Annotated in this window: 8 protein-coding genes and 2 pseudogenes; 2 read left to right on the top strand and 8 right to left on the bottom strand. The window is 51.2% G+C overall.

What is annotated here, in order from left to right; all coding sequences use genetic code 11:
• Positions 1 to 188: 188 nt before the first annotated feature.
• Positions 189 to 478 (bottom strand): annotated as a pseudogene (locus tag BKN05_RS07540) (divalent metal cation transporter); the annotation flags it as partial.
• A 193-nt stretch (positions 479 to 671) separates the two neighbouring features.
• On the opposite strand from BKN05_RS07540, the pseudogene BKN05_RS07535 reads away from it, so the two are divergent.
• Together BKN05_RS07535 and BKN05_RS07530 are read left to right on the top strand one after the other, a co-directional pair.
• A pseudogene (locus BKN05_RS07535) lies at positions 672 to 2542 on the top strand (FAD-binding and (Fe-S)-binding domain-containing protein); the annotation flags it as partial.
• Between the two features lie 590 nt (positions 2543 to 3132).
• Positions 3133 to 5088: a DNA cytosine methyltransferase gene (locus tag BKN05_RS07530; protein ID WP_200435148.1), complete on the top strand. Its 1956-nt coding sequence runs from the start codon at positions 3133 to 3135 to the stop codon at positions 5086 to 5088.
• Here BKN05_RS07530 and BKN05_RS07525 read toward each other — a convergent pair.
• The 7 genes from BKN05_RS07525 to BKN05_RS07495 form a co-directional block, all read right to left on the bottom strand.
• Complete coding sequence (locus tag BKN05_RS07525; RefSeq protein WP_200435149.1) at positions 5085 to 6365, bottom strand: ATP-binding protein; 1281 nt, start codon at positions 6363 to 6365, stop codon at positions 5085 to 5087. The two genes, BKN05_RS07530 and BKN05_RS07525, sit on opposite strands and share 4 nt — an antisense overlap.
• Positions 6365 to 7129, bottom strand: a complete 765-nt coding sequence (locus BKN05_RS07520; protein WP_284766324.1) for a DUF6339 family protein — start codon at positions 7127 to 7129, stop codon at positions 6365 to 6367. The genes BKN05_RS07525 and BKN05_RS07520 overlap by 1 nt, the downstream gene beginning before the upstream one ends.
• Positions 7130 to 8035, bottom strand: coding sequence for a hypothetical protein (locus BKN05_RS07515; protein ID WP_200435151.1), 906 nt, complete (start codon positions 8033 to 8035; stop codon positions 7130 to 7132).
• On the bottom strand, positions 8028 to 10007 hold the full coding sequence (locus BKN05_RS07510; protein WP_200435152.1) for a hypothetical protein: 1980 nt from the start codon (positions 10005 to 10007) through the stop codon (positions 8028 to 8030). Before BKN05_RS07510 ends, BKN05_RS07515 begins: the two co-directional genes overlap by 8 nt.
• Before the next feature lie 3 nt (positions 10008 to 10010).
• The gene (locus tag BKN05_RS07505) at positions 10011 to 11003 is read right to left on the bottom strand and encodes a PD-(D/E)XK motif protein (protein WP_284766322.1); all 993 of its coding nucleotides are present in this window, start codon (positions 11001 to 11003) and stop codon (positions 10011 to 10013) included.
• A gap of 2 nt (positions 11004 to 11005) precedes the next feature.
• On the bottom strand, positions 11006 to 13756 hold the full coding sequence (locus BKN05_RS07500) for a Z1 domain-containing protein (RefSeq protein ID WP_286688327.1): 2751 nt from the start codon (positions 13754 to 13756) through the stop codon (positions 11006 to 11008).
• A gap of 130 nt (positions 13757 to 13886) precedes the next feature.
• The gene (locus BKN05_RS07495; protein ID WP_200435155.1) at positions 13887 to 14318 is read right to left on the bottom strand and encodes a (deoxy)nucleoside triphosphate pyrophosphohydrolase; all 432 of its coding nucleotides are present in this window, start codon (positions 14316 to 14318) and stop codon (positions 13887 to 13889) included.
• Positions 14319 to 14381: the final 63 nt, after the last annotated feature.

Below are 14381 nucleotides of genomic sequence, written 5' to 3'. Positions count from 1 at the left end.
CTTCAGGCACTTCTACCGGAACGATGTGGTGAGACATTGGTGCTGGTTAGACCGGAACGATCTTATGAGACATGCGGAACGATGTCTCCGAACCAGACAATTGCCTGGGCATTCAGCCGCGACCCGCACGCCGGGGTGGGGAACAAGCCGAAGCGAGTTCCGCAGGAGAAGTAGGCACGTATTCTCGGCTAGAGAATTTCACCCAATTGGGAAACGCAAAGGTAAACGAAGGCGACGGAGATTATCGCCATCAAGGTGTTGACGATCCAACCGTTTCTCCATTGCTTTGGGGTGTGTTTGGTATTCAGCAGGACCAAAAGGGTAAGGCCTAAGAACGGCATAAACAGAGTACCTAGGACTCCGTAAGCGATAATGAGTCCGGTTGGCTTTCCAAGGAGTAGAAGTAGCATTGGTGGGAAGGTCAGCCAGATGAGGTAAGCGCGGTAATATTTTCCCCGGTACTTGTTCGGGGACCTCCCTACAGTGGACAGACGATTCCTCAGCTTCGTGCACATCTTCCGTGCAGTTCACGACCAACTCAAAGCTGCGGGCACAGTATCAAGCACCCATGATCTCGCTTCAACTTGAGATGTCCTACGCGCTCGTCCGTGGACTTCTCTGAGGCGAGAAATATCCGAGTTTTGGGACCGTCCTCGAGCTCGAAGGAATAAGAAATGCGGGAGCCGTGGCGTATCCGTCAGGCCGCGGCGGGAATCGTGACGCGCCTGACCGATGGCGGGGAGGCCTGGCCCAACTGGGAGGATTCGGCAGTTCCACCGGAAAACTTGGCGGACTACCTGCGGGATTTGTACGCATTGATGGCAAAACATGAGCTGCGCGGTATTCCATTTGGTCACTTCGGCGAGGGCTACGTGCACGTGCGCATCTCCTTCGACTTCGGCACGGAGGAGGGCATCGCGTAGTTCGAATCCTTCATGAATGAGGCAGCGGAGTTGGTCTCGGCCCATGGTGGTTCGCTCTTGGGCGAGCACGGCGATGGCCGCTCACGCTCGGCGTTACTGGACCGCATGTACTCGCAGGAGATGCGAGAGCTATTCGAAGAGTTCAAGGAGATTTTCGATCCGGAGATCTTCTTCAACCCGGGCGTTCTAGTAAAGCCGGAGGCAGTGACTGAGGGGCTGCGCATGGCGTCGGGGCAGCGGCGCTTTGGGCTCACGCCGGTGTACAAGTTGGGTAAGGACAAGGGCTCGCTGGTCAACGCCATCAATAGGTGCGTAGGTGTATCCGCGTGCCGCAGTGAGACGGGCTCGATGTGTCCGTCCTTCCAGATGACCGGCGATGAGATGCACTCGACACGTGGACGTGCGCGCATGTTCAGTGAGATGTTCCGCGGCGAGTCCATCCAGGGCGGCTTTGAGTCCAAAGAGGTTGAGGAAGCCCTCGACCTGTGCCTGTCCCGCAAGACGTGCGTTTCCGAATGCTCGGTGAACGTAGACATGGCGGCGTACAAGGCGGAGTTCCTACACAACAATTACAAAAGCAAGCTGTGCCCAGGCGCCCACTAGGTGATGGGCTGGCTGCCGCTGCTGGGCTATATCGCACACAAGATTCTGTTTCTGCCCGCGCTCATCGACAAGGCGATGTCCACCAAGGGCCTCGACGAGCTCATCGCGAAGGTGGGCGGCTTCGACCCGAACCGCCTGCTCATCCGCTTCACCCACGCGTCTCTGCGCAAGTGGCACAAGCAGCACGCCACCGTCGCTGCGCTTGACGACGTCGCGCACAACGGCACCGCGAACAACAATGACAAGGCGACGGTACCGCCGCTGGCCGACAACGAGCAGACGGTCGTGCTGTGGCCGGATTCCTTCAACTCCTCACTGGGTACTTCACCAGCGATGGCCGCGGTGGAGGTTCTCGAAGCAATCGGCTATACGGTGGTCATACCGCAACAGTTCGTATGCTGCACCCTGACCTGGCACTCGACTGGGCAGCTCGACATGGTAAATCGCGTGCTGCGGCAAACGGCAAAGGTGATGAAGCCCTACCTGGACCGCGGGCTTCCTATGATTGGCGTGGAGCCCTCATGCACCGTGATGCTGCAACATGAAGCCGCTGAGCTTTGCGACGACCCTAGATACGGCGCAGTGATTAAGCACCGGGCGCGCAACACTCACTCGTTTAGCGAGCTTATTGCCAAGCGCCTTGAGCAATTCGTCGCCGCCTGCGTCATCGCGCCGGGCGATGTCTCCGCGCTGACATAGGTGCATTGCCATGAAAAGTCCTTAGGCGACCCGCAACATTCCGCTGCCGTGCTGCGGGCATTGGGGATCAACGAGGAACAGATCGCTACCAGCTGCTGCGGCCTGGCCGGAAACTGGGGCTTTGAGAAAGGCCGCGCTGAAGTGTCCATGGCGCTGGGGAGCGCGAACTGTTCCCGAAGGTGAGGAAGGCAGCCACGGAAGGCAAGGTTGTCATCGCTGATGGCTTTTCCTGCCGCACTCAGATTGAGCAGGGAACAGGAAGCGATGCCAAGCACATCGCGGAAATAGTCCGCGGAATCTTGGATGAGGCGACCTAATACAACTAAGAGATGGTGATCTCAAGCTAGCCCACCATCCAACGAAGATTATAAGTTTTTAATTAGAAACGAGGTGTTGCCGAGCCATAAGGTTCGTGCGGACGACGGCGCTTGAAACCGGTGCAGTGGACCCTGAGATGTTTCGGTGCGATACGTGAAGGACGGAACGCAATTTCACGAAAAGGCGTGTAAGCACGCTTAGATGAGTGATTCATTTTTCCTCGACGGTGAGAGAGATTTTCATTTAGGTGGCATATCTCAAACCACGGAAACCGCTAAGTTATTCAAAACCGCCAACCATAAGATTACGTTAAGTAATTCCCAGAATACGATTGGAGTGACACAACCGTCACTCAGATAAATTTATTCATCTATCGGGTGGAATCCATCAGTGGAATTGGAAGCGTCGGATGTTGAAGTATTAATGGGGTATTAATCTGTGGTTTGCAAAAGATTGCGGGCTACTGATGGGGGTGTCGCACAAGCGCTGGCGCGACAAAGCGCCAGGTCTTCGCTCTGTTGTCTGGATATGGGTGTAGATATTGAATCTAGATTGGTGGGAGAGGCCTTTGACTAGCTAAATTATTCATGTGAAAACTGTCGACGAGTACGCCGTCAAACAAATCCGCGGCCCCTATGTGAAGCTTCCGAAGCATCCGGATCACTGCGAGACAGTCGATCAGCTTTTGGAATACGCCAAGAGGAGGAAAGCAGAGGGAGCAGTCCTCGGCGTCGATCTTTTTGCTGGCGCCGGAGGCTTGAGCCAAGGGCTAACTAACGCGGGCATTGAAGTTGTGCTCGGAGTCGATCACTACGACTACGCAGTCGAGACTCACGCTGCTAGATTCCCTGGAATTTCAGCAACTTGGGATCTATCAACTCCTGAAAGTGTTGAACGAGTTGCCTCTTTGATGAAAGAAACTGACATCGATGTCTTAGCGGGCGGACCGCCATGTCAGCCTTTTTCTAAAGCTGGGCGTAATGGCATTCGCTATCTTGTTGAGAAAGGTATGCGTGATCCTGACGATCAGCGTCGAAACCTTTGGCGTGCGTATTTGGAAGTAGCCCTCCTTGCTCGTCCGAAAGCCGTTGTCATGGAAAATGTTCCAGACATGGCTTTGGACGATGAAATGTTCATCATGCGAAGCATGATTGAGGAACTGGAACAAGCCGGTTACAGCGTTGAAAGCCGTGTTATTGATACATGGCGTTACGGGGTTCCTCAATTCCGCCAGCGCTATATTCTTGTAGCTCTTAGAGACAGCGTTAAATTCGATTGGCCAGAGGAAGTAACGAAAAAGGTTACTGTCTGGAATGCAATTGGCGATATGCCTGAAGTAGAAGGTGGTTGGCGTCCTGAGGGAGGCGCTGATGGATGGATTGAATATTCAGGTCCGAAGACTGAGTTCCAGAAGTATATTCGCCGAGGTGTTTCGAACGCGGACGCTAGCAGGCTCTACGACCACATCACACGACCTGTACGTGAGGATGACAAGCTCGCTTTTGAAATGATGACTTCAGATACGAAGTACTCGGATCTTCCAGCTCATCTTCAGCGCTATCGATCAGACATTTTTAACGATAAGTACAAGCGGCTAGACGAAAATGATCTTTCAAGGACGATCACTGCGCATATCGCTAAAGATGGCTATGGTTTCATCCACCCACGCCAGTCTCGGACTCTAACCGTACGTGAAGCTGCGCGACTGCAGACCTTCCCAGATGACTTCCGCTTCAGCGGTCCGCCGAGTGCTGCTTTCAAACAAATTGGTAACGCCGTCCCAGTTCGATTGGGCGAAAATATCGGAAAGTCTGTACTCGATTCTCTAGAGCGAAATACGAGTAAGCCCTATGACTCAATCGCGACCTCGGAAACCCTTGCTAAGTGGTACAATGAACAGCCCGAAGCTAACCTCATGTGGCCGTGGATTCGAGAAGGCAATCGTTGGCACGTTCTGATCTGTGAAATCTTCCTAGAACGAGCAACGCGCGGTCAAGTCCAAATGTTGTGGCCATTGATTCAAAGTTTGGAAGGACCAACGCGGGAATCTGGCGTCCCGGAAAGCTCATTTAGGACGGTCGTGGGTGTGTTCCAAGGCGAGCGTTTTGAGAAACGTCGTGAGAAGTTCTCACAAATCGTAGAACAAGTTAACGAAAAACCTGCAGAGTTTTGGAAGCCAAGCATCGATCCTGACGTATTTCCTGCGACTAATCCTGCGCTACGAAATATCCTTGAGCTCTCCTCGCCTGATGCCGGTGTGGAAGGTAAGAGCGAAGAGCCGGTTATCGTCGCGAAGGGTGTTTTGCGTGTTACATCGCGTTTTCAGGGAACCGATACAGAGTCACGTAACAAACAATCCGATGGGCGAATCAGCATCGCAAGACTGCTTGGCCTAAATGAAAATTCTCGCAGTGCTCATTTGGCTCTGTTCGAATTAGGTAGAACCGTGTGCGTAAGTGAAGGTCCGCGGTGTAGCTCGTGTCCCTTGCAGCGGTGGTGCGAATACGCACGCACTGCAACGGGCTCAGCTGACGTTCTCTTTTAATCGAAACCGAGGTGCTTCGCTAGTTCCGGCATTTCAGCCTTGAGGAGCTCAGAGATTGCTTCCAAAGCCTTGAAGTTACCGGTTCTAGCTGCCGCGGTTCGGAGAGCTAGGCCGATAGATTCACCGGACTCACTTCCACCAAAGTCAGGTTTGAATTCAGGCAGTTTTTCCTCGTCTACCAGTTTCCGCGCGTTCTCACGACGGTAAGCAGCGTCTGCTGCAATGCAAAGCTCATTGACTGGCCTTGCAAGCATTTTGCGTAACTGGCCCGGAAGATTCACCCGCATTTTGGCGACATTGATGTTGAACGCGTCGTCAAGGGTGGTGCCGAAATCGACAGATGCCCGAGCCAGCTTGGTGTGCTCATCAATCGTGCGGATTTTGGACCATCCGCCCCATTGGACCAAGCGGTCAGCTCGATAGATATATAGACCTTGCTGCTTGTTCCATTTGTCGATACCGGAGGCAGCATCGAAAGCTTCGCGAGAACTAAATTCGCTTCGCTGGGGTAGAAGGAATCGCCTGACCGTGACGGTGCCTGTGATGTCACCGTGTTCGATTTCAAATTCGTCTGAATCGAGCTCCTGAGTGTGAGGCTCGGAGCGTGCAAAAGGATCCCAAGGATTCAGCGATTCTCCGTTAACTTGAATCTCCACCTTTGCGTAGGCTTCGCCGGAAAGGAATCGGTGGAAAACCATCGACAAGTAGGAAGAAAGTTTTGGAGCAAGGTTTTCGATACGGCGCCTTGCCCAACCACTGTCAGGAGACTTGGCTGGCAGCAGTCGGTCTAGTTTGTTCCATATGACGAACGTTCCGCTTTCACCGAAGTGCTCAGCGGCGAGAGCAATTACTTCTTCCTCTTCACTGTGATCAAGTGTGACCCAGTCGTCGACTGTCTGGATGAAATCCAGATCAAGAATCCTTGCTTGGAGTGGAGCGTTGCTCGACTTACTGATGACTGAAAGACGCTTGCATTGCGAGAGCGATGCTGTCTTCAGGCCTAGGCCGTAACGGCCCAGTTCTTGGTCGGCATAGCTACGTCGGCTACCAAATCGCATAGCTTCGTCGATTGCTTGCGCAGTCATTCCATCACCGTCGTCTTTAATGATGACTGAGGAATTTTTGCCGTCGAATTCGATATCGATTGCTATCTTTGTGGCGCCGGCAGCAATTGAGTTATCGACAATATCTGCAACTGCAGATTCAAAGCTGTATCCGATATCTCTCAGGGAGGTAGTCAATCGGCGTGCAGAGGGAGCGATAGAAATCTGATTCATTATTCCTTTGTCCGCTTTTCGTTCTCGTATTCAACGCAGGAATTTTCGATCACTGGAATTAGTAACTCTCGCAGTTCGTCTTCCTTGTAAAAATCAAAGTCTATCAATGGCACTAGGCGCCGGACGTGTAGAGCGGCCAGACGCATGACCTCGGAGCGAGCAAGTTGCGTGTGATGCTTGTAAACCTCATCGAAAGCCGAAATGATTGCGCGCGCATTTATAGGATTGGCAGACAAGCTCGGACGCTCCATGACGCCTACGGCTTCGTCCTCACCAATCTTTTCGTTAAGGGTCTTTCCTAGCGTGGCTTGTCGCCACCAGAGTTTACGGAAAACATTTCGGTCACCGCCGAGCCAACGCTCGAAATCATACTTTGCATCGACATTTGGGTAGCGCCAAGCAGCTATGTCAGGAAGCAGCGCTAGAGTTAGAAAGTTCCAGATCTCTCCGTTCGCTGCTTCGGCGGGAACTAGATCAATACTGTTGTAGAGAATGTCAGCCGCTGGTTGGTCGAAGCTTCTTACCGCCTGACGCCCCAATTGCTCTGGAAAACCAAGTTCGTTTGCGAGCGCAACAATTTTCTTTCGTACCTCTGACAGCTCCGACTCTTCGACGAGTAAGGTCGCAAGTGGATCGTGATACTGCATTTCATGTCGCGTGGCGGCAAATTGCGTAAGTTCACTTGGGTCGTTAAATCGAGAGAAATCCCCGATTAACGAAATGGCGACCGAGTTGGTGAGTCGTGGGAAATACGTGATTGCCATTTATTTGGATTCCTTGAAAGTAAACGCTTGGACAGTCGCGAAAAGGGTGGATGGATCGTTGGCGATGTCGGCGTATGGCTTCTCCGGGAATAGTGCCTGGGCGAGATTGAAAATGCTTTCTGCCAGCGAGCCAGAAAACAGGCTATGACTTTCTAAGTTTTCGATTTCGTCCAAGCTTGGAGCGCGCAGGAGAAGCTGCGTAACAATGTCGGTTTGGAGATAACGCTCCCACATCTGTTTTTCTTTGCCAGAACCCTTTTCAAGCATTCTGCGGCTAGTGGGGTGAGCTGTGTTGATGAGGATTCTCAGGCCTGCTTGAACAGGCAGGAGAACGTCAGGAGAAACCTGCACTTTCCACATTGCCATTTGCGGGCGAATTCCGGTTTCTTTGAAATCCAGGGGAGTGATGGACATTTGTGACCCATCGCCCTCTAACCGAATCCGAAGTGGATAGCTGGCCCATAGGCGCGACCCAGGACGCTCTGGCGGAATTAAGTCCTCGTAGGCTACGCCTGGAGTCTCGAGGTCGACGTTGATTGCAATCTGAAGTTCTCCGCCGAGCAACAAACTGTCCAGCTCAAAGTGCAGCGTATTTTTGCCATCATGAAGCGATTGGCGAGGGCTTGCACCGCGTTGCCTAGTCTTGTTGCAGGACCAAGAGATTAGCCCTGAATATTCCGGTAAGTCTTCATCAGCAGCGAAAGAAATGAACCCCGCTTCCTTGGTAAACCGCTCGAAGTCGAAATCTAATTCTGCGAAGACTTCCACTTTGGATTCATAATCCCAAGTCGGGAGCTCTTCCGTTTTGCTGTCGAATGCTTCTCCGTCGATTACGACCTTGAAATCAATTATTTCGATGGAGTCTTGGGAAGGACGGTTGTAGCCAAAACTGACTGCGTTACTCATCTGTGCTTTCTCCAATCACAATCGAATTAGGTTTTAGGTTGTACTCGAACTCAAATCGAAGTGAGACGGCGGTGTCGTTTGGTTGCCAAACGTCGACCAGCAACGAAGCCTCTGGCGATTCGAGCAGGATCGGTGCATCAGCGGAAGCTAATGCATTTGATGCTGTATTTTCTTCGTCTGCCGTAAAGGCAATCTTTTCAATCTTCGGAACAGGTACGCCTAGTTTCGACAACTGTTCGTAAAGGTCACCTTTATCGGAGTTTACTGCGGGTTGAATCGTCAATCCCGCGGGCAGTTTATTAGACGGAATTTGTACATCGACGCTGAACGTTGTGTGCTTTCCGCCTTCTGCCTTTCGAATGGAATCGATTTCAGAGTTTGCAGTCGCGCGCGAGGAGGATTTCTTGCGTTGAACAGTTTTCAGCTTTGGCTTGATATAGCGGTTGCTGGTACCGCCTTCTGCATTAGAAATTAGCGTGCCTAGGGAACTAGACAGTTCCGCCGCTGAGCGAAAGTGTTGGCTTCGAGTGGGACGGGCATTCTCAAGTCCGACTGATTGAAGCATTTCTCGCAGTCTCGTGAAGAAGACACTGACAGGGTTGTTTGTGCTTCCCCAAAACTCTTTTAGAAGCTCTACATCGTGGGCAATCGTCTCACGGTTCCACTGGTGGTGCGCAGCCGGCTCGCTTCGGGCAAATACGCGGTCAGCCTCGGGGTCTGCCAAAAAGACTCCACAATACGGTTTTCCGTTTGCAGCTTCTGGAGCTTGGTAATATTCGACGACCATTCGGGGATTTCGCAGCGTGGCAACGTGGTTGGAAATATCCTGTCCGATGACAGTTTGCTCAGAAGAGATTGCATCGTTCAAACTCACGATCGCCAGCGTGCCTAGATCCTTCTTAGGACGCTTGCCCGAAATCGTCGTTAGACGACCAAAGTAGCTGTTATTCCAGACATTTGACGGCGGCTTTGGATTAGAAACTGCCTCTGAGTAGGCCATTACAAAAGGACGGAGGCCTTGATCCTTTTTTGGGTCGGGAATTTTCATTTGCTCACGCTTGTAGGAAACACTGAATTCGATCGGATCCATACCCGTGTCGATATCAATCATGTGTGGCCAAGCCCAACGAGTAAGGGAACTTGCGATTTGTTGAAGAACAATGCGGCCGCTGTCTAGGCCGGATTTAACCTGGTCTTCTTGGACAGAGAGATCAGGATTCAAAATCATGATTGAAGTACCGGTCTGCCGATCTTCGGTGAAGTAGCTGTCGAGGCCCAAAACTGCTGCAATTGCATCGGCAATTTGGCCTGTATAGGGTTCAGCAAACTCGGTGCGGTCAGTGCCGGTTTCCTCAACGGCGTGCTCTCCCCACCAGTGCCGGCCGGTGTAAGCGATATTGTCAGCTTGAAAGTCATCGGCATTAGACATGGCGATGAGTCGATTAACACGCTGACCATTTTCATCGATGGTTCGCGTGTAGACGACGATAGTCTTAACTTCGCTGGCGATGAAGAAGACGCCTTTGCCGAAGCCGTAAGTACCACCGGCTACCTTCTTGGTGTCGCTTCGACCGATGTTCCTAACGAATGAGTTGAAATCGGTAGGTCCGTCTACCGCAGCTGTTGCAATACTCGGGCCGCGAAGCCCGTACGTTCCAGAATCGCTAACAGTCAGTGCGGACAGACTGCCTGACTCAAGCGCGGATTCAAGCTGCGGAATTCCGACAAAGTCATTGCCAAAGACATCGTTCTTTAAACAATCGATTTGATGTTGGTTCAGCTCTACAAAATCGATCGCGAAAGTGACGCCGTCATCGTGGGATGCACGATCGCGGGCATCCCAACTGTTTTGCAAAGTCTCGCGGGTGAACATGTCCCAAGCAGAAAGAGCCTGGCTTTTCATCGTTCGAGTTACGGAGTTTGCGTAGACATCGCCGGAAGGATCGAACGGCTTTTTGTGGTGAAAAGGCATGAGTTACTTAATGAATGAGGGGATTGGCCGGTATCCAGGGATAGAACTTGGGCCGGCTAGGTCAATTTTGTATTGGAGGTCGGAGATTCGGTTCGCGGGGTCTTTGACCTCCACTCGTGGGAACTCCTCAGTGATTTCAAATTCATGGACGTCAACCGCGAAATAGTTATTGAAGGCTTTCGAATGTGCTTCATCGAAAACATCTATCCCGAGGAGGTACATTTTTTCAGTGAAGCTTTCAATATTGAAAGCAGAGTATGTCTGAAGCTCCTCAACGAGGGACGGAATCGATAGCGCTCCGTCAGGATGGCGATTATATCGACGAAATACGAGGTATAGCGGTTTATTGTTAGGGGTTTCCAGCTGGTTCCTGCCGTGGATAGATACCAACATTCTGTCCGCAGATGCCGTTCCCTTGCACTCAATCGCGCAGTCGTTAAGCAGGAAGTCGTGACGCGTCTTTTCTGGGCCGTACCAAGATTCGACGGCATTGGGCACTTCATCATGAAGCAAACCGAGCAGCACTTCTAGTTCGCAGAGGAGCCCAACTTCAACCTGCGGATCGATAACGAACTGCTTATCGCTGGAGAAGAAGTGACGCCACTTCGCAAGGAAAGCCGACACATCAGTGATTGATGCGTTTTCTTTCCCGTCGAGGAAACCTAGAAGCTCATCTACAAAGAAATAAAAGATGCTTCGTTGATTCAAATCCCGAAGAATCAGTCGTGCTTGGAAGTCGGTGTCGATTCCATTGTTGACGACCTTTCGACGAGTCAGATGAATTGCCTTGCTCTTCCTGTCATCGACGAAGGTGTCGAATTCCTCCTGGGAAGTAGGTATAATCAGGCCAATTTTTCCCGAGTAATCGGAAAAGCATTGAACGGCGCCGGCAGAAATTTCTACACCAGTACTTAGTGCCCATTCCTCGCCATTGTTGAGGTTCTGATCCTTCGAAACCGCCTGAAATAGAAATTCTGATTTGCTCAAAACTGACATTTCTAGGCCTCCTCACCTTCGATAGCTTGAAGAACTTCGCTTTCAGCTTCGGCGACTTGTTCCATGGTTTCGGCATCGAGGAAGTCCTGGGCGCTTACATATTCAGCGTCAGGATCTGGGTTGCTCGAAGTCGGGAAGAAGAGACCGATGCCGATCATTACGTCCTCAGCATTCAAATCCTTACGTCGATTTCTCGGAGTGATGAGTTTTCCAACGTTTTTGCCGGACTTGTGTACGAAGTCGGACGACTGACTTGTCTTTGAATCTGGATCGATGGCATAGATGCCTAAATGGGCGACGTCAGTGCCTACAGCTGCTTCGTACGCTTTCAGGAGTTTAGTTTCAGCTTTGGTCGACTGTGTTTCAAACTCGTCGATTAGTTCCTGCAACGCCGGCTTATCCAGATCGGCACTATTTAAGCGATCCAGCGAACCGACGAGGGTCTTAATGTTAGCGACATCCGGGCTTGCTGAAACCACCATCTGGGAACGATTGAGCAAGTTGAGTTCGCTGGTCAATCCTAAATCGATGGATTTAGGATTGTCTGAGCCAGACCTACCGAAGAAGGAAATATCCCATGCTCGGATAGAGCCTGTTGAGTGTTCCTTCTTGATATATGCCTTGAGCAGCTCCGCATTGTTTCGGCCAAGAGTGGATTCCTCGTAGATGGCATATTCGTCTAGGAATTTTTCAACGACGCTTGGAGGGACTTGTTTGAAGAACTTAGTACCGTTCTTCTTTTGATGCTCTTTTAGACCCTTGCCTTGAATGTCCTGGACCAAGGATTCCGACGCTTGAATATTTTGGGATAGCCAGTCTTTATTCTTGTGGCGGAAGAGAATCGTCTGGACTTTCTGGCCTGAATAACTGACTACTGCTGGGCGACTATTCTGCTGCTTTGCACGAGCCGTAACTTCCATCGACGGATGCGTGCGGATTCGGGCTTGGAATGTAAGCGGGGTTTCGCCGTCATCGGCGTAACGCGCTAGATCCTTTCGCAAGTCCGCTTCCACCAAAGCAAGGTCATGGAACCAATTCTCGAGATCTTCGGTCATCCAAATTCGCGGAAGGTCACCGTATCCGTTTCTGAAACCGAACCAGCGTCCCATCTGAAGAAGGGTGTCGTAGGCAGTAGCGTTTCGAACGAAATAGCTGCAGACGAGGCCTTCTAGAGTCAGACCTCGGGACAAAGTATTGCCGCCGACTGCAATAACAGTCTTCGGCTTCCCGTCTTCGTATTGAAGTCGTTGCTCGGATATACCATTGTCCATTACTACTTCAGTTGCTTTGAGGACGTCTGAAATTTGTGGCTTGATTTCCTCAAATGTCAGAGTCCCGTATCCCAGTGCTTCTGCGGAAACTTGCTCGGTCTCGTAAACCCATTGTGCTTCGAGAAGCTTAAGCATCTCTGGGTCGTCCTGCGCTCGCGCGATGAACTTCACTTGTTCTTGAACTAATTCGTGCAAGATCTCATGGGCAGCGGTGCGTACTGCAGTGTGAATCAGCATCGATGAATGCGCATCTTTTTGCCCACGCGCACGGCGAGCTGCAGTGGCGAGGATAAACCAGCGAATTGCTTCATCGAGGGACTTAGGAATTTCAGGCTCCCAGTTTTCGAAGCCCTTCTTTCCACTTGGAGGTCGTGTCGCACCGATTTCATCTTCGTCGATCGTCCGCACCATAGACAGACCATCCAGCTCTTCGGCGTCTTCGCCATTTAGTGGCTCACGGCCAAAGATAGTCTCTGTGCCGAAATATCCTTCCGGTTTGGGTAGTACATGGATGAAGTCCTTTGGATAGAGATCAGTGGTGTCATTTGGATCGATAAGGATATTGGCAAAAGGAGTCGCTGTATACGCGACGTATGCCGTCTTAGGATTCCGCAGAAGCGTTTTGATTTGGGCGTTGATTTTTGAGGCTTCGGCTCTGGCCTTGGGGGATACATTGATAGAAGCCTGATCAGATTCGTCGTCGATGACGAGAATAGGAAGATCTTTAGTAGCAATTTTTGCGCCCTGGAGGAAATTATTCAGAGCAGTAAGAATATGGCCGTTCTTCTTCACAACTGCGATATGTCGGTTCGCCGGCGCCCCAAGAAGGGTATCCGAATTCCGATTGTTCGCGTTGAACTGCGAAGCATTGAAGTCGCTATCGATATCGGTGAGTTTTACCCAGTTCGGTGTTTCATCGATGAGTTGTTCATTGATACGTTTCTGAGTCTGAACACGGAGATTATCCGTCATACCTGCCAGGACAATGATTAGCCTGTATCCGATATCTGCGGCCTTAGAAATCAAAGATATGAAGTTCGTAGTTTTGCCGCTTTGAACGAAGCCGAGTACTAGGCCACGGACATCGAACGTATCTTCAGCGGGCGGCCGAAGTGAGCAAAGCACTTTGCTCGATGCTTTGTCGACTTCGTCGAGCGCACTGCCGAGTTTGGGTTGAAGTACTTCCTTTACATGCGGCCAATAAATGTGGTTGTCGTAGTCTGGGCCGTCATACCAATCGCCGGAATCCACTTCATCCTGAATTAGGGAGTCGACAGCCTTAAACTTTGAGATTTGCCCGGCATTCTGGAGAAAGATGATTCGTGCTTCGTTGAGGAGCTCTTCTGGGGGCTTGACGAAAGGATTGTTGGAAGTCCTTTCTACTGCCGCATCTACAGAAACTCCCGTACGGACGGCATTTCGAATTTCTTCTAAAAGCCATTCGATTTTGAGGTCACGGGCAGTAGTCGAATTATCAGTCATTTTTTCTCCGGGGAATTGGTGAGCAAATTTAGCAAACTTGCTTTAAGACAATTCAAGATTAGCGGTGGTTTAAATAGCCCACAGGCAATTATTCAAATTATTTTGTGGCCTTTTCTACATAATTATTTTGCTAAATAAACACTGTTTGCTTGGGCGGCGTTGCCCAGAGCTGCTCTACCGCAGGCACGTCCGCCGGAGCCCACTCGAGTTCGAGGGCGTCGGAGATGTTGACCCAGCGCGTGGCGTCGTGGTCGGTGAGACTGAGATTGTCGGCTAGCAGAGAGGCGGTGGTGGTGCAGTAAAAGGTGGTGAGCTCGATGGTGGCGAAATCGTAATGGTGAACGGTGGTCGTTACTTCTTCGCCGACGGTGGCTGAAATGCCGAGTTCTTCCTTAAGTTCGCGCGCGAGTGCTTGTTCTGGTGTTTCGCCAGGTTCGATCTTGCCGCCGGGAAATTCCCACATGCCAGCAAGGGAAGTGCCAGGCTTCTTGCGGAAGGCTAAAAGCTGTGTGCGTTCTTCATCGACGAAGACGGCGCCGACGACGCGAATAGGATTAGACATGACTCTATTGTGCCTTGGATCTCGAAAACGTGTAGACAGTGAGCTGTTACTTAGATAACATGT

The organism is Corynebacterium sp. S5S1, from assembly GCF_001913985.1.
Lineage (GTDB): Bacteria > Actinomycetota > Actinomycetes > Mycobacteriales > Mycobacteriaceae > Corynebacterium > Corynebacterium marquesiae.
This window is presented reverse-complemented; position numbering and strand designations above follow the sequence as displayed.

Bases quoted from the DNA above. Each gene is read 5' to 3' on its own strand.
- BKN05_RS07510 (WP_200435152.1), bottom strand. From the start codon at position 10,007: ATGCCTTTTCACCACAAAAAGCCGTTCGATCCTTCCGGCGATGTCTAC.
- BKN05_RS07500 (WP_286688327.1), bottom strand. From the start codon at position 13,756: ATGACTGATAATTCGACTACTGCCCGTGACCTCAAAATCGAATGGCTT.
- BKN05_RS07495 (WP_200435155.1), bottom strand. From the start codon at position 14,318: ATGTCTAATCCTATTCGCGTCGTCGGCGCCGTCTTCGTCGATGAAGAA.
- BKN05_RS07520 (WP_284766324.1), bottom strand. From the start codon at position 7,129: ATGGCAATCACGTATTTCCCACGACTCACCAACTCGGTCGCCATTTCG.
- BKN05_RS07525 (WP_200435149.1), bottom strand. From the start codon at position 6,365: ATGAATCAGATTTCTATCGCTCCCTCTGCACGCCGATTGACTACCTCC.
- BKN05_RS07505 (WP_284766322.1), bottom strand. From the start codon at position 11,003: ATGTCAGTTTTGAGCAAATCAGAATTTCTATTTCAGGCGGTTTCGAAG.
- BKN05_RS07515 (WP_200435151.1), bottom strand. From the start codon at position 8,035: ATGAGTAACGCAGTCAGTTTTGGCTACAACCGTCCTTCCCAAGACTCC.